This window comes from Rhodoglobus aureus, assembly GCF_039527955.1.
Taxonomy (GTDB): domain Bacteria; phylum Actinomycetota; class Actinomycetes; order Actinomycetales; family Microbacteriaceae; genus Rhodoglobus; species Rhodoglobus aureus.
In genome coordinates this window covers 25,836-49,100 of sequence record NZ_BAAAKW010000001.1, presented here as the reverse complement: position 1 = coordinate 49,100, position 23,265 = coordinate 25,836, and the positions used below count along the sequence as shown (strand labels likewise).

General features: G+C 59.4%; 22 protein-coding genes. 9 read left to right on the top strand and 13 right to left on the bottom strand.

Annotation, left to right across the window (positions count from 1 at the left end):
• Positions 1-7 precede the first annotated feature (7 nt).
• Entirely contained in the window at positions 8-772 is a 765-nt protein-coding gene (locus ABD112_RS00245; protein ID WP_343922138.1) for an aminotransferase class IV, read from the top strand.
• Between the two features lie 46 nt (positions 773-818).
• Positions 819-1,532 (top strand): DedA family protein, encoded by a 714-nt coding sequence (locus ABD112_RS00240; RefSeq protein WP_343922178.1) that lies wholly within the window; start codon positions 819-821, stop codon positions 1,530-1,532.
• A 119-nt stretch (positions 1,533-1,651) separates the two neighbouring features.
• Here ABD112_RS00240 and ABD112_RS00235 read toward each other — a convergent pair whose 3' ends face one another.
• From ABD112_RS00235 to ABD112_RS00215, 5 genes are all read right to left on the bottom strand, one after another.
• On the bottom strand, positions 1,652-2,563 hold the full coding sequence (locus ABD112_RS00235; protein WP_343922137.1) for an ABC transporter substrate-binding protein: 912 nt from the start codon (positions 2,561-2,563) through the stop codon (positions 1,652-1,654).
• A 2-nt stretch (positions 2,564-2,565) separates the two neighbouring features.
• Positions 2,566-3,318, bottom strand: a complete 753-nt coding sequence (locus tag ABD112_RS00230) for an ABC transporter permease (protein WP_343922135.1) — start codon at positions 3,316-3,318, stop codon at positions 2,566-2,568.
• Entirely contained in the window at positions 3,315-3,998 is a 684-nt protein-coding gene (locus ABD112_RS00225; protein ID WP_343922133.1) for an ABC transporter permease, read from the bottom strand. The genes ABD112_RS00230 and ABD112_RS00225 overlap by 4 nt, the downstream gene beginning before the upstream one ends.
• Positions 3,998-4,822: an ABC transporter ATP-binding protein gene (locus ABD112_RS00220; RefSeq protein ID WP_343922131.1), complete on the bottom strand. Its 825-nt coding sequence runs from the start codon at positions 4,820-4,822 to the stop codon at positions 3,998-4,000. Before ABD112_RS00220 ends, ABD112_RS00225 begins: the two co-directional genes overlap by 1 nt.
• A gap of 128 nt (positions 4,823-4,950) precedes the next feature.
• Complete coding sequence (locus tag ABD112_RS00215) at positions 4,951-5,598, bottom strand: TetR/AcrR family transcriptional regulator (RefSeq protein ID WP_343922129.1); 648 nt, start codon at positions 5,596-5,598, stop codon at positions 4,951-4,953.
• A 103-nt stretch (positions 5,599-5,701) separates the two neighbouring features.
• On the opposite strand from ABD112_RS00215, the gene ABD112_RS00210 reads away from it, so the two are divergent.
• The 4 genes from ABD112_RS00210 to ABD112_RS00195 all read left to right on the top strand — a co-directional run bounded on the left by ABD112_RS00210 (position 5,702) and on the right by ABD112_RS00195 (position 10,452).
• On the top strand, positions 5,702-6,388 hold the full coding sequence (locus tag ABD112_RS00210; protein ID WP_343922127.1) for an SOS response-associated peptidase: 687 nt from the start codon (positions 5,702-5,704) through the stop codon (positions 6,386-6,388).
• A 55-nt stretch (positions 6,389-6,443) separates the two neighbouring features.
• On the top strand, positions 6,444-7,496 hold the full coding sequence (locus ABD112_RS00205) for an App1 family protein phosphatidate phosphatase (protein WP_343922125.1): 1,053 nt from the start codon (positions 6,444-6,446) through the stop codon (positions 7,494-7,496).
• A gap of 119 nt (positions 7,497-7,615) precedes the next feature.
• Entirely contained in the window at positions 7,616-9,412 is a 1,797-nt protein-coding gene (locus ABD112_RS00200) for a glycoside hydrolase family 15 protein (protein ID WP_343922123.1), read from the top strand.
• Positions 9,409-10,452, top strand: coding sequence for an FUSC family protein (locus tag ABD112_RS00195; protein ID WP_343922121.1), 1,044 nt, complete (start codon positions 9,409-9,411; stop codon positions 10,450-10,452). Before ABD112_RS00200 ends, ABD112_RS00195 begins: the two co-directional genes overlap by 4 nt.
• 50 nt (positions 10,453-10,502) lie before the next feature.
• Here ABD112_RS00195 and ABD112_RS00190 read toward each other — a convergent pair whose 3' ends face one another.
• Complete coding sequence (locus tag ABD112_RS00190) at positions 10,503-11,693, bottom strand: glycoside hydrolase family 3 N-terminal domain-containing protein (protein WP_343922119.1); 1,191 nt, start codon at positions 11,691-11,693, stop codon at positions 10,503-10,505.
• Between the two features lie 35 nt (positions 11,694-11,728).
• Complete coding sequence (locus ABD112_RS00185; protein WP_343922117.1) at positions 11,729-12,196, bottom strand: hypothetical protein; 468 nt, start codon at positions 12,194-12,196, stop codon at positions 11,729-11,731.
• 68 nt (positions 12,197-12,264) lie between these two features.
• On the opposite strand from ABD112_RS00185, the gene ABD112_RS00180 reads away from it, so the two are divergent.
• Complete coding sequence (locus ABD112_RS00180) at positions 12,265-13,086, top strand: UbiA family prenyltransferase (protein WP_343922116.1); 822 nt, start codon at positions 12,265-12,267, stop codon at positions 13,084-13,086.
• A gap of 38 nt (positions 13,087-13,124) precedes the next feature.
• Here ABD112_RS00180 and ABD112_RS00175 read toward each other — a convergent pair whose 3' ends face one another.
• The 3 genes from ABD112_RS00175 to ABD112_RS00165 are packed head-to-tail and all read right to left on the bottom strand — an operon-like array spanning position 13,125 to position 18,042.
• Entirely contained in the window at positions 13,125-14,510 is a 1,386-nt protein-coding gene (locus tag ABD112_RS00175) for an MFS transporter (protein ID WP_343922115.1), read from the bottom strand.
• 48 nt (positions 14,511-14,558) lie between these two features.
• A complete protein-coding gene (locus ABD112_RS00170; protein WP_343922113.1) occupies positions 14,559-17,108 on the bottom strand; it encodes a DEAD/DEAH box helicase in 2,550 nt (849 codons plus the stop codon).
• Positions 17,109-17,148: 40 nt separating this feature from the next.
• Entirely contained in the window at positions 17,149-18,042 is an 894-nt protein-coding gene (locus ABD112_RS00165; RefSeq protein ID WP_343922111.1) for an EamA family transporter, read from the bottom strand.
• 105 nt (positions 18,043-18,147) lie between these two features.
• On the opposite strand from ABD112_RS00165, the gene ABD112_RS00160 reads away from it, so the two are divergent.
• Both ABD112_RS00160 and ABD112_RS00155 read left to right on the top strand, forming a co-directional pair.
• Positions 18,148-19,626, top strand: coding sequence for an SDR family NAD(P)-dependent oxidoreductase (locus tag ABD112_RS00160; protein WP_343922109.1), 1,479 nt, complete (start codon positions 18,148-18,150; stop codon positions 19,624-19,626).
• Positions 19,620-19,859: a hypothetical protein gene (locus ABD112_RS00155; protein ID WP_343922107.1), complete on the top strand. Its 240-nt coding sequence runs from the start codon at positions 19,620-19,622 to the stop codon at positions 19,857-19,859. Before ABD112_RS00160 ends, ABD112_RS00155 begins: the two co-directional genes overlap by 7 nt.
• Here ABD112_RS00155 and ABD112_RS00150 read toward each other — a convergent pair.
• Genes ABD112_RS00150 through ABD112_RS00140 form a run of 3 tightly spaced genes read right to left on the bottom strand, consistent with a single transcriptional unit; the run spans position 19,843 to position 23,224 of the window.
• A complete protein-coding gene (locus tag ABD112_RS00150) occupies positions 19,843-21,720 on the bottom strand; it encodes an FAD-binding oxidoreductase (protein ID WP_343922105.1) in 1,878 nt (625 codons plus the stop codon). The genes ABD112_RS00155 and ABD112_RS00150 overlap by 17 nt on opposite strands.
• Entirely contained in the window at positions 21,717-22,412 is a 696-nt protein-coding gene (locus ABD112_RS00145; protein WP_343922103.1) for a lysophospholipid acyltransferase family protein, read from the bottom strand. The genes ABD112_RS00150 and ABD112_RS00145 overlap by 4 nt, the downstream gene beginning before the upstream one ends.
• Positions 22,409-23,224 carry an SDR family NAD(P)-dependent oxidoreductase gene (locus ABD112_RS00140; RefSeq protein ID WP_343922101.1) on the bottom strand — a complete coding sequence of 272 codons (816 nt, stop codon included), beginning with the start codon at positions 23,222-23,224 and terminating at the stop codon, positions 22,409-22,411. Before ABD112_RS00140 ends, ABD112_RS00145 begins: the two co-directional genes overlap by 4 nt.
• Positions 23,225-23,265 lie beyond the last annotated feature (41 nt).

Below are 23,265 nucleotides of genomic sequence, written 5' to 3'. Positions count from 1 at the left end.
TAAGCCTATGAGTGCGAACGCGATTTACCGGTGGCAGAAAGGCCAACTGATCGAGGTAGCGCCCGAAATTCTTGCCACAGCGCCGATCACGGTCGCAGATTCGTGGCTAGTCGACTCCGGCACAGTGCTGGCGCTCAACCTTCATCGGCAACGATTCATGGATGCCGTACCGGCTTCTGTGCACGATGCCGCCGATAATTTTTTTGCGGCTTCGATCGCGCAACTCCCCCGCGCTGGTGCCTGGTTTCCCCGCGTCGAGCTGCGCGGAGCCGAGTTCTTTCTTCACCTCCGCCCCGCCCCGGAGCTGCAGCGGTCGGCGACCCTCGTAAGCTACGCCGGTGACGACCCCCGCACCGCACCGACAATCAAGGGGCCCGATCTGGAGGCAATGGGTGCGATCAACGCAGACGCGCAGGCCCACGGCGCCGACGACGCTGTTCTTCTCACCGATGAGGGTTACGTTATCGAGGGCGCTTACAGCGCGCTGTTGTGGTGGCGCGGTGAGATCCTGTGCGGCCCTCCGGCGGAATTCGAGCGCATTGACAGCGTGACTGCGCGAAGTGTGCTCACCCTTGCTCGCGCGCTCGGCCTCGATATCCACGAAGAGGCGGTGACACCGGCTGAGCTCGACGGCACCGAATTGTGGGTTCTCAACGCGCTCCAGGGCATCCGTATTGTCCCTCGGTGGATTGACGGGCCCGAACTGGCAGAGAAGCCGGGGCGACTCGAGCAGTGGCGCACCCGCCTCAGCGCGCTCACTCGCACTATTTAGCCAGTCTGCACACGGTTGCGCTCGCTAGGCTCTCCACGTGTATCCCATTGACTTCATCCTGAGCGCCGAGCCAATCACTGGCGGCATTGACTTTGGTCAATGGCTCAATGAGGCATTGACGTACATCCTCGACACGGTTCAGTCGGTGGATCCTGTGCTGCGCACAGCACTGGCAGGTATCGCGATAGTGCTTGAGACTTCCATTCTCATTGGGCTTCTCGTTCCCGGAGATACCGTTGTGATTGTGGCAAGCACCGCTGTGGGCAGCCCCGTCGAATTTGTGGTGCTGATCGCTGTGGTGATTGTGGGTGCCCTCATTGGCGAAAGCGTGGGATTCGCTCTTGGCCGATATTTTGGCCCAAAGATTCGACAATCCCGGCTAGGAAATTGGATCGGTCAGGCACACTGGGATCAGGCAGAACGCTACCTGGGGCGTCGTGGCGGGATCGCGGTTTTCGTGTCGCGCTTCTTGCCTGTGCTTCATTCCCTGATTCCGGTCACCGTCGGTATGAGCGCCATGCGCTACCGCACCTTCATGGCCTGGACGGTGCCAGCAACAACCATTTGGTCGATTGCTTACGTCACCGTCGGCGCTCTAGCCGCGGGCAGTTTTCGTGAACTCCTCGATCGCCTGCATAGCGCGGGCTACATCTTCGTGGCAATTGTTGCCGCGTTCGCTGTTCTCGCAATCGTGGCAAAGAAGCTTTTGCAGCGCTCCCAAAAACGTCACATGGAACACCGCGACGCAGACCACGAGTAGCCGATCGGCCCCTCAGCCACCGGCCACTCGACTCCGGCCACTGGCCCACGTGCGTTAACGGGAGAGGGGCGGATGCACGTGCATCCGCCCCTCTTCACCGGTCTAGCCGGTGGTGTTTGCTAGCTGAGGCCGTTCTCGCTCAACCATGCGCTGGCGATGTCGTCTGATGACATCTTGTCGACCGTGCTCTGCACGTTGAGAGCAACGAGGCCCTCAGCGGTGAGCTTGGCGCTGACAGCGTTGATGACATCGGCAATCGAGTCAGCAACGTCTGCGTTTACCAGCGGAACCACGTTGGATGCCAAGAACAGACCCTCAGGGTCAGTCAGCGACACGAGGTTTTCGGTCTGGATGCGCGGGTCGGCGCTGTAAACGTTGGCGATGTTGATCGTGCCCGCTACGAGAGCGTCAACGGTCGTGTCACCGGTTGCGGTGAAGCCGACAGTCGCGCCATAAACGTCCTGGAGCCCAGCGGGGCCATAGGGACGTTCTTCGAGTTCAGCATTTCCACCGAGCTTGAGGTCGCTGACCCCGGCGAGGTCCGCAAGGCTTACCAGCGAGTTCGCGGAAGCGAAGTCGGCGGTCACGTTGTAGGAGTCCTGGTCGGTGGCGGATGCCTGATCGAGAACCGTGAGTCCCTCGGGCAGCGCGTCAGCCAGTTCTGCGTAGACATCTTCTGATGCGGTCGCGGTCGTGTCGGGGCTGTAGAACTGGAGGAGGTTTCCCGTGTACTCAGGGAAGACATCCACTTCGCCGCTTTCAAGGGCGGGAAGGTAGGCGTCACGCTGGCCAATCTGGAATTGACGCTCAACGTCAAAACCAGCATTCTCAAGAGCCTGTGCATAAATCTCGGCAATGATTTCGTTGGAGTAGTAAGCCTGCGAACCAACAACGATGGTCTCGCTGTTGGCGTTGTCATCACCGGAACCGGTGTCTAGAGGGTCACCGGATGCACACCCTGACAGGGCCATTGCCACCCCGACCGCGGCTGCGCCAAGCGCGAGCCGGCCTTTGTTTTTTGCTGTGAACATTTCTATCCTCTTCCTTCTTGGGCAGCTTTTGCTGCCACCGACCGTCGTCGAGGTGACGACGTTCGGACATCTTTAGCACGCCCAGCCGAAACTCCGCGGGGAATCGCGAATTGCTGGATGAGCGCAAATATTCCATCGAGGGCGAGAGCGAGAGCGGCGATGAGCAGCGCGCTGCCGAGCATCTCGTCATAGCGCTGAAGCGGAAGGCCGCGGAAAATGTAGATTCCGAGCCCACCGAGACCGACGTAGGCCGCAAGTGTGGCCGTGGCAACCACTTGAAGCGTCGACGCTCGCAGACCGCCGATCAGCAGCGGTAATCCAATCGGCACTTCGACTTTCCACAGAATCTGCCACTCAGTCATACCCACGGCGCGCGCGGCGTCGATAACTCGACGATCTACTGCCTCGACTCCTGCGTAGGCGCCGGCAAGGATCGATGGGATAGCGAGCAGCACAAACGCGGTGATCGCTGCAAATTGAAGCTGTGCCTGGGCGACACCGATAAGAAGCACGAAGAACAAAATGAGACCGAACGATGGCAATGCTCGAGCCGCGCCAGACAGACCGACAGCAAAATCGCGACCCTTGCCGGTATGGCCAATAAAAAATCCGAGTGGAATTGCGATGAGGGCCGCAATAGCTACAGAAATGAAGGTGTAAAAAAGGTGTTCTTCGAGCCGGAGCGGAATAGGGTTGCTGCCTTCGAGCCGCTCTGGTGAGAACAACCACTGCAGCGCTTCGATGAGGAAATTCATGCGTTCGCCCCTTCTGCGGCAACTTCGGGTTGGCTCCCTTTCATCTTCTGGATCGTTGCCCACGGCATCAGCAGCCGCCCGAGAAGTACCAGGCCGCGGTCAATGAGTAGAGCGACAACGACCGTCATCACCACGCCTGCAAAAACTTCCTCGATGATTCGACGCTCGAAACCGTTCGTGAAGAGATAGCCCAAACTTTCAACACCGATCAGAATGCCGACGGTGACGAGGCTCACGGTTGAGACTGCTGCCACTCTCAGCCCCGCAAGAACTACCGGGCCGGCGAGGGGAAAGTCGACGGTCCAGAACCGGCGCCAGCCGCCAAAACCGACCGCGGTCGCTGATTGGCGGATCGCGGGATCGACGGAGGCTAGAGCATCCGCTACTGACCTAGCCATGATTGCTACGGCATACAGCGTCAGCGCGATGGTGATGTTGAGTTCGCTGAGAAAGCTGATGCCCAATAGGGGCGGCAAGATCACGAACAGCGCCAAGGACGGAATCGTGTAGAGCAAGCCCGCGACAGTCAACAAGATTCCGCGAGTGAGTTTGAACCGGTAGGCAATCCAGCCCAACGGAATGGAAATGAGAAAACCGAGAACGATCGGGGGGATGCTCAGTCGAACATGTTCAAGCGTGAGGCCCCAGATCAAATCAAGATTATTGATGATCCAAGTCACTATTGCCCCGATCCACCGACTAGCACTCCAGCACCACGGCCTTCACTGTCAACCAGAATCGTGCCCGACTCGGTCTTCTTCAGCGACAGCGCACGCTTGCCGCGCTCGGTACCAATAAAGTTTGCGACAAAATCACTGGCGGGATTGGCCATGATCTCGTTGGGGCTCCCGACCTGCGCAATGAGCGCACCCTTTTCGAGGATGACCACCTGATCGCCGAGCAGGAACGCTTCGTCGATGTCGTGTGTGACGAAAACAATTGTTTTGTCCAGCTCGCGTTGCAACCGAATAATCTCCTGCTGGAGTTCAGCTCGCACGATCGGGTCAACTGCCCCAAATGGCTCATCCATGAGAAGGATGTTGGGGTCAGCCGCTAGCCCGCGAGCCACGCCAACGCGCTGCTGCTGACCGCCCGAGAGTTGACTCGGGTAGCGGTCAGCGAGAGTTCGGCTCAAGCCAACAGTGTCGAGCAACTGAAGCGCTTGGGCGCGCGCCTGTTTCTTGGGAACACCGTTGAGCGTCGGAACAGTAGTGACGTTGTCAATGACCTTGAAGTGCGGCAGAAGCCCAGAGTTTTGCATCACATAGCCGATGCTGCGCCGGAGCGCCACTGGCTCCTTGCGCATAATACTGTGGCCATCGATCTCGATGTCGCCCCCCGTGGGATCCACCATGCGGTTGATCATTCTGAGTAGCGTTGTTTTTCCGCTGCCAGATGACCCTACGAACACGGTGATCTTGCGTGATGGAATCACGAGATCAAAATCGTCTACGGCAACGGTACCGTCGCCAAAACGTTTGGTTACTGCTCGAAATTCAATCATAATTTCGGCTCATTCCTCGCGCTCCTGCGCGGATCGACACTTGCCAGCACTAATAGCTAAACAGTATTCGAAGCCGCTGTCATTCCTGATTGGGCACAACTAGTCAGAATTGCTCAGAGCCGAAGTAGTTACCAGCCGATGCGCTCCGCGATAAATCCACGAACTGCAGAGGTGCTCACGTTGATGAATTCCTCGTCACCCTGCGGGTTCATGAGGAACGCACGAGCAACAAGCGCGTCGCTCATTTCGAGCCCGGCTTCAAGCGTGAAACGCGATGCTGCAGAGTTCTCAACACCAAAGCGCGCCGAAAGTGCCTCGACTAGACGCTCAGCCACAAGTGACTTGTGAGTGCGGCCGTTGGGCAGCGGGCGAAGATCAAGCTGATCTCCAACACGGAGTCCGCGGAATCCAGGCTCAGTGCGGTAAGTATCGATCACAGACGAGAACGCTGTTGAGAGGGCTCCGCGCCAGTCAGACTGCGCAGGATCCTTAATGGCTTCAGTGATTCGCGCCATTACACGCTCGAAGTTGCGCGCGCCCAGAGCCTGCAGCAACACGATGCGATCTGGAAAATAGCGGTAAACGGTGCCGATAGACGCTCCTGCGCGCTCAGCGACCATGGCGGTGGTTAGCCGCTCAATGCCGACTTCGTCGACGATCGATGCTGCTGCATCGAGTAGTGCTGTTAGTCGAGCTGTGCTTCGTGCTTGCACTGGCTCGTTGCGAAGCGAGACTGCTGGTTCAGCCGCGATGTCAATGGTTGTTTGTGCGGACACAATGGCCCCCTTCTCGGTGTCTGATCAATCCTAACCTTTAGAACGTTGGTTCTACGGGAGGTTAGAGCCCACTTTTCCTGCACAGGGGCCGTACAGTTGCTATATGTGCGGTCGATTTGCCATGGATGACACGGTCAATCAGATGATTACTGAGTTCGTAACGGCTACAGGGCGTCCGCCACAAGAGTGGCAGGCAGACTGGCTCGCGACACCAATCGTGCGCCCCACCGATCAGGTGCCAATCCTGCTCAAGACTCTCGATCAGCGCGATGACCCCGACTCGGCGCTAGTCCCGCGTGCGGCGTTAGCGCAGTGGTGGCTGACGCCTCCGTTCTCCCCCGTGTTGCGCGGCAAACACGCCACATTCAACGCGCGTAGCGAAACTGTCACTCAGAAACCAACTGTTCGCGCCGCGGTTGCTCACCAACGCGCCGTGCTTCCCTCAATTGGATACTTCGAGACGAAGAAGACCAGCGGCACTTCGGTTCCGCACTACATCACACCGCCGTCTGGGTTGCTTTTCTTTGCCGGGTTGTATTCGTGGTGGCAAGACCCCTCACGAGAACCTGACGATCCCCAGCGTTGGCATCTCACCACGACCATGCTGACTCAGTCGGCAACGGGAGATCTTGCGGACATCCACGACCGGATGCCGGTCATCGTTGCCCAGGAAGCGATCGATGCGTGGATCGATCCCCGCACCAAGGGTGACGAGGGTTTGGTGAAGGCGACGGTAGCCGCATCCGCAATTTTGAGCGAACAATTGCATGCTGAACCTCAACTTCAATAGTAGACCTGTCTGGCCCGGTGCGGCTGCAGGCGCGGTGTGACCTTAGGCTGGGGCAATGGCTCGACTTGGCAAAGCCCACACGCCCGCGAAGACGGCGGGAGAAATTCTGCACCGCGCGGCTCGCATCGAGGATTCTTTTCACAGTTGGAGGGAACGTCGCGGGCGCAAACGCGGTCTCATTACGACGCTCATTCCGTACAGCAGTTATGGGGCTACTGACTGGGCCCGAGTGCTGTGCCGAGTAGTTCTCACCCGCGGAACAGAGACGTCAAAGAAGCGTGCAGAGAAAGTTCGTGGCTGGCGCAGTTTCTTTAGCATCCCGGTAAACGACGAAGTTGTTACCGTCACGATCGGTGGCAAAGCGGTGAAGCTCACGCCAGGGCGAGGTGGCGTAATTGATGAACAGGTGGATGTAGCACTTGCTCCCGGCTGGCAAACGGCCACTCTCGAATCAGCAAGCTCCGATGCCACGACCGCCCACATTTTTGTTGTTGACCCGAAGGCGAGCTTCGGAATTATTTCTGACGTTGATGACACGGTGATGGTCACGGCATTGCCTCGTCCGCTGCTAGCGGCCTGGAACACTTTCGTTCTTGATGAGCATGCGAGACGCCCGGTACCGGGCATGGCTGTGTTGTATGACCGACTCGCTCGAGCGAATCCGCTTGCGCCCGTCGTTTACCTGTCTACGGGAGCGTGGAATGTTGCGCCAACCCTGACACGCTTTCTCAGGCGCAATCTTTATCCGCGCGGCGCGATGCTCTTGACTGATTGGGGCCCGACCCATGACCGTTGGTTCCGCAGCGGCGCTGAGCACAAACGCGCCAGTCTTCACCGGCTTGCCTCGGAGTTTCCCACGATCAAGTGGTTGCTCGTCGGCGATGACGGGCAACATGACGAAGAGATTTACGGTGACTTTGCCGCGAGCCATCCCGACAATGTGGCTGCAGTTGCTATCCGGCAGTTGTCGACAGGTGAAGCGGTGCTTGCTGGTGGCCGCAGCAAAATGGCAGAACGCGAATTAGAGTCGTCGGTTCCGTGGCGCTTTGCCCCCGATGGCGCAAGCTTGGCTGTTGAGCTGAGAGAGCTCGGACTCATCAATGATTGAGGCACTTTCTCTACGACTGAGCGGACTTCTGCTCAACTAATCAGACATCGATTGTAAAATTTGGCGCACGATGGCCGGATGTGCAGGAAGCGGGCTCCCGACGCTGCAATGATTGCCTTATGGCGTTACCAATCGAAGACTATGCCCTTATTGGCGACTGTCAGACGGCTGCCCTTGTCGGCCGCGATGGGAGCATTGACTGGCTTTGTTTTCCCAGATTCGACTCCGCGTCGATGTTCGGAGCGTTACTCGGCAATGAAGATCACGGTCGCTGGCTTGTTGCCCCTGTCGCGAGTCTCGATGAATCTGCGACAGTCACCGTCACTCGAAAATATCGCGAGAACACCTTTATTCTCGTTACCACGTGGGTGACTGGCGAGGGCGAAGTCGAAGTAATAGATTTCATGCCCTACGGAAACCGACGTGCCGACATTGTTCGCAGAGTGCGCGGCATACGCGGAACAGTTGCGATGCACACTGAGCTGCTGATCCGATTCGGCTACGCAACCGCGCTACCGTGGCTGCATCAGGCGCCCGAAGCAGGTGGCCATGCCGTTATCGGAGTTGCCGGACCAGACGCGGTCGTCGCCCGTGGTATCGAATTGCACTCGGCCGACCACAAGCACACTGCGAACTTCATGATCAGCGGAGGCGAAACTCGCGACCTGACCATGACATGGTACCAGGCACATCGCAACCCACCCGCCGCAGTGAACGTCGACGATGTACTTGCCCGTACCAGCGAATGGTGGCACAACTGGGCCGCACACTGCGAACCGACTGCGCAGTATCCGGAAATCGTTAAACGGTCACTCTTGGTGTTGCGAGCGCTTACTCACGAAGACACCGGAGGAATTGTTGCCGCCGCCACCACCAGCCTCCCCGAATGGTTCGGCGGCAGCCGCAACTGGGACTACCGCTACGTCTGGCTTCGCGACGCCGCGCTCACGCTTCACGTGCTGCTCGATCACGGCTATATCGCCGAAGCTGAAGCGTGGCGCCACTGGCTGCTGCGGGCAATCGCGGGAGATCCCGCGGATGTGCAGATCATGTACGGCCTCTCTGGAGAACGCCGGCTCGAGGAGCGCGAACTAGATTCGCTTCCCGGCTATGAAGGCGCAATCCCGGTTCGCATCGGCAACGGCGCGTTCAATCAGTTCCAGGGTGACGTGTTCGGCGAAGTTATGGTCGCACTTCAGGCTGCTCGGCGGTCTGGCGTGCACGAGAACGACTTCTCATGGCCACTCCAGCGCGCCCTCATGACATTCGTCGAAGACAACTGGAGTCGCCCAGACAACGGCATCTGGGAGATCCGGGGGCCCGAACGTCACTTCACCCATTCACGCGTGATGCTGTGGGCCGCCATGGATTGCGCAATCACCGCAGTGGAAGAGTTCGGCCTCGAAGGCCCCGTCGAAAACTGGATCAAGATTCGCGCAGAGATTCATGAAGAGGTCGAGCGCGACGGGTGGGACGCCGAACGTGGCACCTACACCCAGTACTACGGCGGTGCAGGTGTCGACGCGTCACTGCTGCAACTCCCCCAGGTCGGCTACCTTGCCGCAGACGATCCGCGAATGCTCGGAACCGTTGCTGCCATCGAACAGGAGCTTCTCGTCGACGGTCTTGTGCTGCGCTATCGCACTGAGTCCGGAGTGGATGGGCTCCCCGAGGGCGAAAACCCGTTCCTCGCTTGCTCATTCTGGCTGGTTGAACAATATGCGGGCTCTGGCCGAATAGATGACGCGATAGTGCTCATGGACCGCCTCGTACTCCTCGCTAACGACGTCGGGCTCATCAGCGAGGAGTACGACACGGTCAACCACCGTCAGGCGGGCAATACTCCGCAAGCACTCAGCCATCTCGCACTCGTGCGGGCGGCCGACGCGATCTCGAAAGTGAAGAGCGGCCAGTGAAGGTACTGACGACGCTCATTATCGCGCGTCGTTCACCGTTGCTACAGGTGCTCAAGACGTCAGTCGCAACCGTAATCGCCTGGGTGGTCGCAGGCTTTGCGCTTCAGCAGCCGCTGCCCATCTTTGCGGCGATTGCTGCGCTCTTGGTTGTTCAACCAAGCGTCACCCAGTCGATTGAGAAGGGTATAGAGCGCAGCATCGGTGTCGTTGCCGGTGTGGTTATTGCACTTGGTGCAGGCCAACTCTTTGGCGACCAGAGCTGGGTCATTCTGAGCGTCATCATCATCTCAGTGCTCGTTGCGTGGGCGTTGCGATTGAGCCCCGGCTCTGCCAACCAAATACCGATTAGCGCAATGCTTGTTCTCGCTTTGGGCGGACAAAACGCCGGCTATGCGGTTGAGCGAATAGTGGAAACCATTATTGGTGCTCTGATCGGGTTGATCGTCAACCTCGCAATTGTTGCTCCGGTCTTCGTCAGCCCAGCGCGTGTCGCCGTGGCCTCCCTCACCAAGAAAACGGCGGTCGTGCTCGAATCGTTAGCGCGATCGCTCAGCACGCCCCAATCTGACGCAGAGCTTCGCAAGCTCCTTGACGACGCACGGATGCTTCGCGATTTGCGCGACGCCGCATCCTTAGCGCTTCGCCAAGGTGCCGATAGCCTCACGCTCAACCCACGAAAGAGCAAGCATCATCGGATGCTGCGCCGCGAAACAGAACTGTTCGCGATGCTGACCGTGCTCGTCACCCGCACTCTCGGCATGGCCCGCGCCATTCATGACCGCTATGACACCAATCTCATGGAAGACCCAGTCGTGATCTCAATCGCACGCGAGCTCGAGCGAGCCGCAAACGACTTGCGACTGCGCGGGCGCGCTCCGGACGAACGCGAATCTGCGCCGCCGACGAAGGACCTGCTCACGCTTACGGCACCACTCACTGTGCTCACTCCGCATCCGCAGCACTGGATTCTGATCGGATCCCTGCTGGAAGACGTACGCCGAGTGCACGAAGTCATCGTCGGCGACTCGGATAACGGCTAGCCAGCGCCACGAATGCCTAACGTGGCTGCCCAGACAGAGCGGTTGCCCTGCTATTTCGCAATGGCGGTGCACTGCTCGGAACAGTGCACGAATCGCCCGGTCTCCCCCGAAAGAGTGCGACGAAGCGTCAAAAGCTTGAGGGCCGCATCATTGATGGCCGATTCATCAAGTGTGCCGTCGTCAACAGCCTGCGCTACCGCCGAAACTATTCCGGGGGCGTCGACCGCACCAACATAGAGGAGCATCGTGTTTCCGGCTTCAATTGCGCGAACTGCGTTGGCAACCTGGCTCGAATACTCCGGCAGCCCCGATTGCTCCAGCATTCCCATGTCGTCGGTAATGGAGACTCCGTCGAAGCCGAGATCGTCACGAAGTATTTCGTGCCATCGAGTCGAGAACGTCGCCGGTTCGGGGTCGACAGCGGTGAAGGCAAGATGCCCGAACATCACGATCGGGGCGCCAGCATCAATTCCTGCCTCGAACGGTAGCGCATGGGTTGTGCTCCAGCCCTTCAATGTCATTGACGTAGTCGGGATGCTCGAGTGCGAGTCTCCAGGGGCTGCGCCATGTCCCGGAAAGTGTTTGAGGGTGGAAAGAACCTGCGACTCGCCGGCTACTGCCTCGGCGACCCGTGCCGCGGCATCCGCTCCGGTTGAACCGAATGAGCGCTCGAAGATGAAACTGGATGGATCACTGGCAACGTCAGCGACGATGCCAAAATTCACCGAAACTCCCACCGACTCCAGCAGTGCGCCTCGCTGAGCGAACGCATCGAAAGTGGCTTGCGGAGCTTGAGATCGCAACTGATACGCCGACGATGCGTTATCGGTGGGCACGCGCCTTACGATCCCGCCTTCTTGATCGGTCGCCACAAGCACCGGAAGCCCAGCTTCGTCGCTGAGCGCTGCGGTCTCCGTCCTCAGCTGAGCCAGCGAGCTAGGGATGTTGTCGCCCATCAGAATGTAACCGCCAACGCCGTCATACGTGCTGGGCGCGGTGCTGCCGGGATGCGTACCTGGCACATGCACCATGAGCATGCTCAGCACTTTTTGCCCCAGCGTCATAGTCGCAAGACGATCTTGCGCATACTGAGTGGCTGGGTCTTCCGCAGGGCGCTCAGCTCGGGGCACGAATGTCGGAGCAGGAACGATCTCGGCGTTTGCACCGGCAGTGCAGCCGAAAGTAGCAGCCGAGAGAGCAATAAGCACAGCGGCTGTTAGGGTCCGCCACGCTCTAGCCATTCTGAGATGGTACCCGTCTCAGAAGCGTTGACCCGCTAAAGCCAAGTGAGAGAAGCAAATTCTTCGGCGCTTATTCCGAACTGCTCTGTTGCGTGCGCGACCGTCGATCGCACTGCCGTCACCGATGCATCCTTGCGCACCAGAACATCGATCCCTGCGGGCGTCAGCCGCGAGCGGGCGAAGCGTATTACAGCAATATTGAAGGAATCGTTTGCTCCGACAACCTGCCAACGACTCGTTAAAACCTTGAGCCATCCTTGACCGCGCCAAACGAACTCATCGCCGCGCAACCGGTCTGTTCCCACGATCGTTTTCGGCTCGCCACCGCTCGTGGTGTAGCTCACCGTGTCGGCGAGCGTCAACTCTTCGCCCTCGACAATGTCATAGGTAAATTCCGGGTTGTGGCGCGTGCCATCAAGCCACACCGGAAAGTTGGTAGCCGCGACACTCCACGTGCCAGGCAGCCTCGTGGCAAGCACCGAGGCATCAAAAACTTCATTCACGTGATTAACATAAGTCACAGCGGCTGAGAGTCAGCAATATGGATGCCGTGGCGCGTTACTCTTACTCCATGCTGCACGCACTTCTGCGGTCATCGCACCCGGGACCGACCGTTGCGGTTACGCTCATCGCTCTGGCTCTGTCTGTTGGAGTCGGCTTGGAGCCGTGGCGAATCACAGTCGTGACGCTCATGATTCTGTGCAATCAGCTCTCGATCGGGCTGTCGAATGACTGGCTCGATGCCACGCGCGACCGCCGAAACGGGCGACGAGATAAGCCCATCGCGAGCGGCGAAGTTTCGTCGTCAATCGTGGCTCGGACGGCACTATCGTTGGCTGCCGCCTCGGTCGCCCTTTCGCTATTGCTCGGACCACTCGCGGCGATCGCTCATGCGCTCTTTCTCGCCAGTGGCTGGCTGTACAACGTCGGTCTCAAATCGACCACAGCATCCGTAATTCCGTACATCGTCGGTTTTGGTTCTCTTCCAGCGATCGTGACGCTGGCGGCCGACCCTCCGCAGCTTGCTCGGGCCTGGGCGCTGGCTGCCGGCGCTCTGCTGGGAATCGCAGCACACTTCAGCAATGTCTTGCCCGACCTCGACGGCGACAGCGCCACAGGAGTGCGCGGGCTCCCCCACCGGCTTGGCGTCCGCCCTTCTGGATTCGTCATCGCCGCGAGCCTCATTGCCGCACCTCTCACGATTGTCTTCGGTCCAGGAAGCGAAGTTACCGTTGTCTCGTTCGTTGGGCTTACCCTCACGATCGTTCTGGCCGTGACCAGTGTCGTGCTGGTTATTCGAAACACAATGAAGCGGATGCTCTTTCGCCTCAGCATCGCCGCAGCGTTGATTAACGTGGCGCTGCTACTGCTGTCAGCGCCCCAGCTGAGCTAGCGAAGTTGAGTGGGCGAGGTCCCGCCAGCTAGACAGCTCTAGGTAAGCGGCGGAGCAACATCGGTTGGTTTGGCTTCACAGCGCGCAGGGTTACGGATGCCCACGAATGACACCATGGCTCCCGAGAAGAGCAAGACTGCAGTCAGGATCACTACGTTGTGAAAGTTCTCGACCGTCAAAGGCCCGACGACGATCACTCCAAGAAGTGCGACAGTAATCAATCCAGCGATTCGGGAGACTGCGTTATTGACGGCGGATCCGATTCCGGCCTGCCGTGCCGAAATCGCGCCGAGAATTGCTGACGTCAGCGGCGCTACTGTCATCGACATCCCGACCGAGAACAGCACAACTCCCGGCAAGACTTGGGTGAAGTAGTTGACGCTCTCTTGCATCGAGAGGAAGGTCACATAGCCGATACTCGCCAATAACGGCCCGAGCGTCATGAAAATTCGGGGGCCGAACTTGCCGCTCAAACTTCCGAAGTATGACGACAGAAGGATGATGGCAATCGATGACGGCAGGAATGCTAGCGCGGCCTGAGTTGCCCCGAAACCTGCCACCTCCTGGAGATAGACGACCACGATGAATCCACCGAGAGCCAACCCACCATAGATAAAGAGTGTGGCGATATTGCCCATACTGAAGTTGCGCTGCCTGAACAGCTCAAGGGGCAACATCGGTTGGGGTGCACGCCGCTGCCACCAGATAAACGCCGCCAGACTGAGCAACCCCACAACTAAGGGCACGAAGACGGCCGGACTACTCCAGCCGTAGTTTCCCTGCTCAATGAGCGAAAAGACTGGGCCTCCAAGACCAACAATGCCCAAAATTGCACCGAGGTAGTCGATGCGGGTGTCTTTCTTGCGCTCATCTCTGTGCCCGAGCACGACCAGCATCCAGAGGGTTACTGCAATCGGTAGAACGTTGATAGCGAAGACGAGCCGCCAACTGATCAGGTCAACGAAGATGCCGCCCAGGAGCGGGCCAATGATGAACGCGGCGCTCGTCCACGCTGTCCACTGGCCGATAGCGCGGGCCTGAGCGGCGCCTCTAAACGTCGACATGATGAGAGCAAGAGAGCTTGGCACCAGCAGCGCACCAGCAATTCCTTGAAATCCGCGCAACACAATCACAAGCTCAGCCGTTGGTGCTACCGCGATGAGGAGCGACACAACCCCAAACGAGACTAAGCCTGTCCTCAAAATAACGATGCGACCAAAAACATCGGACAAGGATCCGGCGAGCAAGATGAGCGAACCCAAAGTGATGAGGTAGGCATCAACGACCCACTGTTGTGTGCTGAGCCCGCCACCCAACTCGTCGCGAATTGCTGGCAGCGCAACGTTGATCACTGAACCATCGAGAAACGCCACAAAAGACGCCAAGATCGCGATGATCAGAATGAGTCGTTGGTCTCTAGTCACGCTTCTATACAACACCCGATTAGCGATCTTTTATGCCCAGGCCAGCGCCTAATCGAGTCGAACGAGACCAGATACGCGCACAACAGCGACACCTTCAGCAGCAGATTCCACGAGATCAACCGACGCCGAAATGGCCCAATCGTGGTTACCTGCTGGATCAGCAATGATCTGCCGCACCTGCCACTTGCCCGGCATCTCGGTAATCGCGATCATCGCTGGCCCGCGGGCATCCCCCGCCGTCGACATACTGTCGTGCTCCCCAAAGTAGCGGTCGAGCGCCTCGCCCCACGCCTGCTCATCAAAACCGGCAGCGGCATCCAACTCACCAAGCGCCACTGCGTCATCGCGGGCGGCCAGTTGCACCCGGCGGAACATCTCGTTGCGCACAAGCACTCGGAATGCCCGGGCGTTAGTCACAACGGATGCCGGGGTCGGCGGCAGTACTGGCTCACCGCTGGTCGCGCTGTCGGCCCCGTTGGTCATCGCCTCCCACTCATCGATGAGGCTTGAGTCGACCTGGCGCACGAGTTCGCCCAGCCACTCGATCAAGTCGAGGAGCTCATCGGTCTTGGCGTCATCCGGAATCGTCTGACGGGTTGCCCGATAGGCATCCGAAAGGTAGCGGAGCACCAAGCCCTCGCTTCGTGCGAGACCGTAAAAGCCGACGAAGTCAGCAAACGTCATGGCCCGCTCATAGAGATCGCGCACAACAGTCTTGGGGTTGAGCTCGAAATCACCAATCCACGGTTGGCTTGCGCTGTACATTTCGAAGGCAGCGCTGAGCAGTTCATCGAGCGGCTTCGGCCACGTGACGCCCTCAAGCAACTCCATGCGCTGGTCGTACTCGATGCCCTCCGACTTCATCGCGGCAACGGCCTCGCCACGCGCCATGAACTGTTGTTGAGAAAGGATCGGTCGAGGGTTTTCGAGGGTCGCCTCGAGCACCGAGATCATGTCGAGGGCGTAGCTCGGTGACTCATGATCGAGCAAATCGAAGGACGCGACCGCAAACGGCGACAGGGGCTGATTGAGCGCAAAGTTGGCCTGCAGATCAACGGTGAGCCGGATCTCGATGCGCTCGTCGAAGCTCTCAACCTCTTCGCCATCCACAATTACCGTGTCAGAGATTCGGTGCTCTTCGACGATTTCTGCGGTGCGCAGAGCGCGATAGATCGCGAGCGCCTGACGTGCCAGCTCACGCTGACTGGGTCGAGGCTCATGGTTGTCTTCAACCAGGTGCCGAACATTTGAAAAGACGTCACCCCCGCGAGCGATCACGTTGAGAATCATGGCGTGATTCATGCGCATATTGCTCGTGAGCAACTCTGGTTCGGCGGCGATCATCCGCTCGAAGCTCGACTCGCTCCACGTCACAAAGCCGTCAGGGGCTTTCTTGCGCACAAGTTTGCGAAGCCTCTTAGGGTCATCGCCCGCTTTCGCCACCATCTTGGCGTTCTCAGACTCATGCTCTGGCGCTTGAGCAACAACCGTTCCTGCTGTGTCGAATCCCGCGCGACCTGCACGCCCCGCGATCTGGTGGAACTCTCGTGCGGTGAGCTGGCGCATCCGAATTCCGTCGTACTTGGTCAGCTGAGTCAGCAGTACCGTGCGGATCGGCACATTGATGCCCACACCCAGAGTGTCGGTTCCGCAAATGACGCGCAGCAGACCGCGCTGAGCAAGTTGCTCAACGAGTCGCCGGTACTTGGGCAGCATTCCGGCGTGGTGCACACCGATTCCTGACCGGATGAGTCGCGACAGCGTTTTTCCGAACACTGTCGTAAACCTAAAGTCCCCAATCGCCTCAGCGATCTTGTCTCGCTGCTCGCGCGTGACTACCTTAATGCTCGTCATGGCCTGGGCTCGCTCAAGCGCGGCTGCCTGTGAGAAGTGCACGATGTAGATCGGCGCCTGCCCGGTCGACAGCAAATCTTCCACCGTCTCGTGAATCGGCGTGATGGCCCACGAATAGTGCAGCGGCACTGGGCGCTCGACGCCAGTAATCAAACTCGTCTCGCGGCCCGTGCGGCGGCTCAAGTCATCGGCCAGCGGCTGCATATCACCGAGCGTCGCCGACATCAATACGAACTGCACGTTGGGAAGAATGAGCAGCGGCACCTGCCAAGCCCAGCCGCGATCGGGGTCAGCGTAGAAATGGAACTCGTCCATCACTACCTGGTCGACTCTGGCATCCGCCCCCTCGCGCAACGCTAGGTTTGCAAGAATCTCGGCCGTGCAGCAGATGATGGGAGCATCGGCATTGACCGAAGAATCACCGGTCACCATTCCCACATTCTGTGCGCCGAAAATCTCGACAAGAGCGAAGAATTTTTCGCTCACGAGCGCCTTGATCGGTGCTGTGTAGAAGGTGCGTTGGCCCTGGGCAAGGGCAATCGCATGAGCAGCAATTGCCACGAGCGACTTACCGGTTCCCGTTGGCGTCGACAAGATCACGTTCGCGCCCGAGACGAGCTCGATCACGGCTTCGTCTTGAGCCGGGTACAGGCTCAGTCCGCGATCGGATGCCCACCCCACGAAAGCGTCATAGGTTGCGTCTGCGTCAAAGGGCGTCGGAAGCGCATCCAAGAGTGAGGCCATTGTTCAACCGTAGCTGGGTGACAGGGTCGGCTGCGCCGAACTAGCTGAGCGCCAAGATGACCGAAGCAACAAGCGCAAGCCCCATGCCCAGAAGTTGAACCTTACTGACGCGTTCGTGCAGCGTGAACCGAGCGAGCACGATTGTGGCAAGCGGGTAGAGGCTGACGAGCACAGAGACCACCGCCAAGCTTCCCAATTGGAGCGCGAAGAGAATGAATGCGTTTGAGGCACCGACGAGCACGCCACCAGCTGCCGCAAGGAGCCGCGCGCGGGCAATGCTCACGACTGGGCCACCCTCGGGTTGATGATCGAACTGCGCAAGGAATCGCCTCAGTGGTGCACTCAGTCTGGTGAGCGCGAGCACGATCAGCATCGCGCCGAGGCCAACAAGGATTTCAACAACGGCCGTTGCAAGTCCCGCCGACGCTGGCGCTTGATCGAGCGCAATTAGTGCTGTGCCCAGGCTGATTCCCGAGATCAGCGCGACAACGACGGTGCGTGGCCGCACTCGTACCGCGGCATCCGATCGAGTCACTGAGACCAGCAACGCGCTGACGAGAGCGAGCACGATTGCCCCCCACGCTTGAAGCGGCAGCTGCTCCCCGGTGATCACGGCAAAGGCGACCGGCACCACCGCACCGACGACAGCGATGAGGGGCGCAACTAGGCTCATAGGGCCGTCGGCAAGAGCCGCATAGAACGTGAGCAGCCCAATGATTGCGCTCACCCCAGCAACCGCACCCCAAACAATGGCTCCGGCTTCCCACCGCACGACGACAAACGGCAACGCCGCGAACAGTGCGAGGGTCGCGAAGACGTGGATGATCGTGGTCGCCGGAACAACGCGAAGACGCCGAGTGCTCAATCCGCCGAAAAAGTCGGAGACACCATAAAAGAGGGAGCCAGCAAGCGCGAGGACGACACTGACGATCATTCCGCCAGCTTAGAGCTACTAGGCACGTTTGGACTGCGTGACGTGGCCACTTTGTGGCGGGCTCACCCGATCACCGCAGTCCTGTGCTCGCGGGTAGAATCTGGTGTGCCCAATTCAAGCGAATCCCCCGAGCCCGGCCAGAGCGGCCTCGATCCGACGGAGCTTGAAACAACCCTCAAAGTTCTGGCTCAGATGGCTGGATTCGACGAGGAACACCCCGACTTTGTCACTGTTCGACGCGCTACCGCTGCAATGTTCAAGGCGGTCAAGAAGGAACGCCGCCTTGAAAAGCGCGCCACGATTGCGGACGCTGATCGTCAGGTAATTGCGGCGACCGCGACCGGTGCTGCGGACCGCATTGATGACGAGACTCGCGGCATCCCGATCTCAACGAACACGACCGCGCCGTCTGCCGGCGAACTGATCAAGGCGCGCCCCTGCTATATCTGCAAGCAGCCATACACGACCGTTGATTCGTTCTACCACCAGCTCTGCCCCAGTTGTGCCGCCTTCAATCACGCCAAACGTGACGCGCGCACAGACCTCAGCGGCAAGCGTGCCCTGCTCACGGGTGGTCGCGCAAAGATCGGCATGTACATTGCGCTGCGTTTGCTGCGGGATGGCGCGCACACAACAATCACGACGAGGTTCCCTCGGGATGCCGTTCGTCGCTTCTCGAGCCTCCCCGATTCGGCAGACTGGCTGCACCGTCTCCGCGTGGTCGGAATCGACCTGCGCGACCCCGCCCAGGTCATCGGATTGGCTGAATCGGTCGCCGCACAGGGTGCCCTCGACATCCTCATCAATAACGCCACTCAGACGGTGCGTCGTTCCCCCGGCGCCTACCAGCCACTCGTCGATGGCGAGCTTGCGCCGCTGCCCGACGGCCCGCTGCCCGAACTCGTAACCTTTGGCCACACCAATGACCCGCACCCGCAGGCTCTCGCGCAGTCGGTATCGGCACACCCCATTTTGGCTGCCGCCGCGACTCGGGCTGAAGAACTCACTGAGCAGGCGATGACCGCAGGCTCCAGCTCGCTTGAACGCCTCGCTGCGGGCACAGCGATCGATGCGGGCGGGCTCGTTCCCGACCTCGATTCGATCAACTCGTGGACCCAGCACGTCGATCAGGTTGACCCGCTCGAAATGCTTGAAGTTCAACTGGCCAACACGACGGCGCCGTTCGTGCTGATCTCGATGCTGCGTCCATCAATGGCTGCCTCGCAGTCACGACGCAAATACATTGTGAATGTGTCGGCGATGGAGGGCGTGTTCGGTCGAGGCTACAAGGGCCCCGGGCATCCACACACCAATATGGCGAAGGCGGCCGTGAATATGCTGACCCGCACAAGCTCACGAGAAATGTTTGAGAGCGACGGAATCTTGATGACCAGCGTCGACACTGGTTGGATCACAGATGAGCGCCCCCACCCCACCAAAGTGCGGCTGGCAGAGGAGGGCTTTCATGCGCCGCTCGACCTCGTCGATGGTGCGGCCAGGGTCTATGACCCGATCGTGCGCGGCGAAGATGGCGAAGACCTGTTCGGCATCTTCCTCAAAGACTACGACAAGAGCTCATGGTGACCCCGGCCGAATTTCTGAAGGCAACCAGCAGCGGAACGCGCGTTGTTGTGCGGCACCTCATTGACGACGGGCGCGCGACTGACTCACTTGGCTATTTTCACCTCGCCGATGACACTCACTGCGTCGTTGCTACCAAACGCGGGCTCGAAACTATCGAGCTCGCGCGAGTGATCGCAGCCAAAGAGGTGCCGCCACCACCCGCGCCGCGCCCTCGCGCTACTTCTTCGGAGTAGCTTTCGCGCGAGTCGACTTCGGTTGTGCCGTGGCGGTCTTTGGGGCTGCCTTCGCCTTCGGCACCGCTTTCGTCTTCGGTGCTGCCTTGGCCGTCGGCGCAGTCTTCTTTACGGCTGCGGTCTTCTTTGCCGGAGCAGTCGTGGTCGTGGTCGTGGTCTTGGTCTTGGGCGCAGCCCTCACCGGAACAACCGGAGCCGGAGTGATCTTGCCCGGATTGAAGTTGCCCGCAGGATCGGCGGCATCAAATAGTCCGCGCATTACCTTGACGCCCTCAGGCGATATGTCCTGTTCGAGCCAGGGCGAATGTTCAAGACCAACACCGTGGTGGTGCGAAATAGTGCCGTCGTTGTCGACGAATGACTGCTGGATGGCACGCTTGACGGTGTCGTATTCGCCCAGCGGGTCGTCGCGGAAGGTGAAGGCGAACGTGAAGTAGAGACACGCACCCGAATGGTAGGAGTGGGACATGTGCGACATGATCCAGCCCTTGGTTCCGAGCGAATCGTACGCCGCTTGGGCTGCCTTGTGCGCCGCGGAATGGAGCTTCACGACCGACGACCACGGGGTCGCCGTCTCAGAAACGTCCCCGGCAGCCCCCATGTCGAGCAAGAAATCGCGCAGGTAGGGGGTGTCAAACTTTTTCTGATCATACAGGATGCCCGGGCCCTTACCGACGCCCATACCGCCATGCTTCGTCACGATCTTGTCGACAATTTTCTTCTGGCGCTTCGCGTGAGCGACTCCACCCTCGAAGCCGATAAACGACAGGCAGATCTCGTCGAGATTCCACCCCTTCGACGTCATGATTTTCGGCAGTGCCGTCTCCGCAGTGAATTTGCTGAGGCCGGAGCGAGTTTTGCTGGTCGCGAGCGAGAAGCCGGTCTCTTTAGCGTCAGAAATGCGGGTAATGGATGGCGTGGCATCCGACTCTGAGATCGCCTGCATTGCGGCGATTCCCGACTTCCAGTTCGGGAAGAAGTAGGCGTAGACGTCGCGTTTTTTAGGAATGCGGTGCACCTGAACGGTGACCTCAGTGATGACACCGAGACGCCCTTCGCTGCCCAGGATCATTTCGCGCACGCTTGGCCCGCTCGACGTACTCGGCAACGGCCGAAGAACGAGCATCGCATCCGGTCGAACGACGCGAAGGCCGCGAGTGATGTCGGCAATGTCGCCGTACTTGTCTGACTGCATTCCCGAGGAACGCGTAGCTACCCAACCACCGACGGTCGAGTGAGTAAAGCTGTCGGGAAAGTGCCCGATTGTCCAGCCCCGAGCGTTGAGCTGCTTTTCGAGGTCGGGGCCCTGGGCACCCGCCTGAATTCGTGCAAGGCCGGCAGCCGCATCGATTGCCACAACCTTGCGCAACCGTCCGAGGTCGAGCGAAATTACGACGCGCTTCTCAGCAGGCATCGCTTCGAGGCTGCCCGCAATGTTGCTGCCGCCTCCGAAGGGAATGATTACGGCATTGGCTGCGACCGCGGCATCCACAATCGCTTGCACTTCAGCTTCATCGGCAGGGTAAACCACTACGTCGGGGCTGCGCTTGATGGCGTTACTGCGGATGCGCACGAGGTCGCGCAGGCTCTTGCCATAGGTGTGAATGACGCGCGCCATGTCATCGCGCGTCACGTTGTCGGCGCCGACAATCGCGGCAAGCTGCTTAGTGAATGCGGCAGTCGCTGTGCTCTTGGGAACATCGAGCTCGTCGAACGATGGCTCTCCGGCGCGAGTCGCTGAGCCGAGATCGAGACCTACTGCGTACTCCACAAAGGGTGCAAAACCGGGCTTGTCTTCGTGGTGAAATCCCACCCCTTCATTGCCCCAACCCCACCACTTCATGTGTTTGACAGAGGTCATTGTGTTCCCTTCGGGGTAGCGCTTGGCATGGGTTGAACTGTTTCGTGCAGTTGACGCACAGTGTCAGCGAGTCGGGTAGAAAAAGCTTCGGATGTCTCAGAATCGAGGCGATACATCAATTCGCCAAACACTACCGTTACCGGCGGTCGGCCCTGGTTCGGCCAACTCTTGCCGCGGGGCATTGCCGAGGACGCGCCAACAAGCGCAATCGGCAGGCACGGCGCTGAGGTGAGAATGGAGAGCGCTGCGGCTCCCGGCTTGAATCGGGTGAGCACGCCCTCGCGCGTTCGGCCGCCCTCCGGGAATATGAGGATCGGGATACCACGCCCGAGAAGTGAGCGGGATGATCCCGCACGTTTGCGCTCCGAACTACGTTCAATCGCAAAGGCGTTGAAAAACAGCACTGTTAGCCACTTTCGCCACCACACCTCAAAGAAGTAGTCGGCAGCCGCGCCGGCGGCCAGGTACCGCGCCCGCTTTTGGGGTAGCGCCCCAATGATGAGCGGTGCATCCAAGTGACTGGAGTGGTTTGCCACCGCGATGAAGGGGCCATCATGGCCTTCGATGTTCTCGACTCCGGTGATTTCGACGCGCACGAGTGACCACACCAGTGGCTTAAGCAGTCCGCGTTGCGCCACGAATCTCGCGCCCGCCATCGTTGGCGAGCTGAATCGGTCAAAAGTCCGGGTCATGTCGTCGTTGTGTCTTTCACGCCATGAGGTTCGGAGCCCTCATCACTTCGGCTTGAGGAAATCTTCGCAGAAATCCAACGAATTGTGCGCAAAGGCAAATGTCGAGCAAACCATCCGATGACTCGGTACCGAACAGTAGGTATGGATACGACTTTGCCCCGTGCCGCATCGCGCAGCGCACCTTTCACAAGGGTCGACGCTTCAATCCACATGAATGAAGGGATCGAGCCGGTTCGGATACCCGCCCGCTCGTGGAACTCGGTGACAACCCATCCCGGCATGAGCGCCGTCACGGTAACTCCCGTGTTGCGCAGTTCTACCGCAAGCCCTTGGCTGTATGACGCCACCCACGCTTTGATCGCCGAGTACGAGCCCATGGTCACCAGCCCTGCAATGCTCGACACGTTGATGATTGAACCGCTGCCGCGTTCGCGCATGGCTCGGCCTGCCGCACCCGCCAGAATCAGAACTGCACGACACATGACGTCGAAGGCATGTTCGTGGATGCTCGCAACATCCGCGCCGGTTAACGTGGCATGTACGCCGAAGCCGGCGTTGTTGACGAACAGATCAATGGGGCGATCGGCGTCGGTGAGGCGAGCTGCAACACGCATTACGTCATCTCGATCGGCGAGGTCTGCACTGATGGTTTCTACAGCGATTTCGAATTCGGCCTGCAAGCTCGCCGCGGTCTCGGCCAGCCGAGTTTCATTGCGCGCGACCAAGACAAGGTCGGTGCCGCTTTCGGCGAGTTGCCGTGCAAACTCGGCGCCAATGCCTGAAGTACCACCGGTAATTAGCGCTGTTGCCATGGCGCCAAGACTACGGCACAGCTCCCGTAACGATTGTGTTT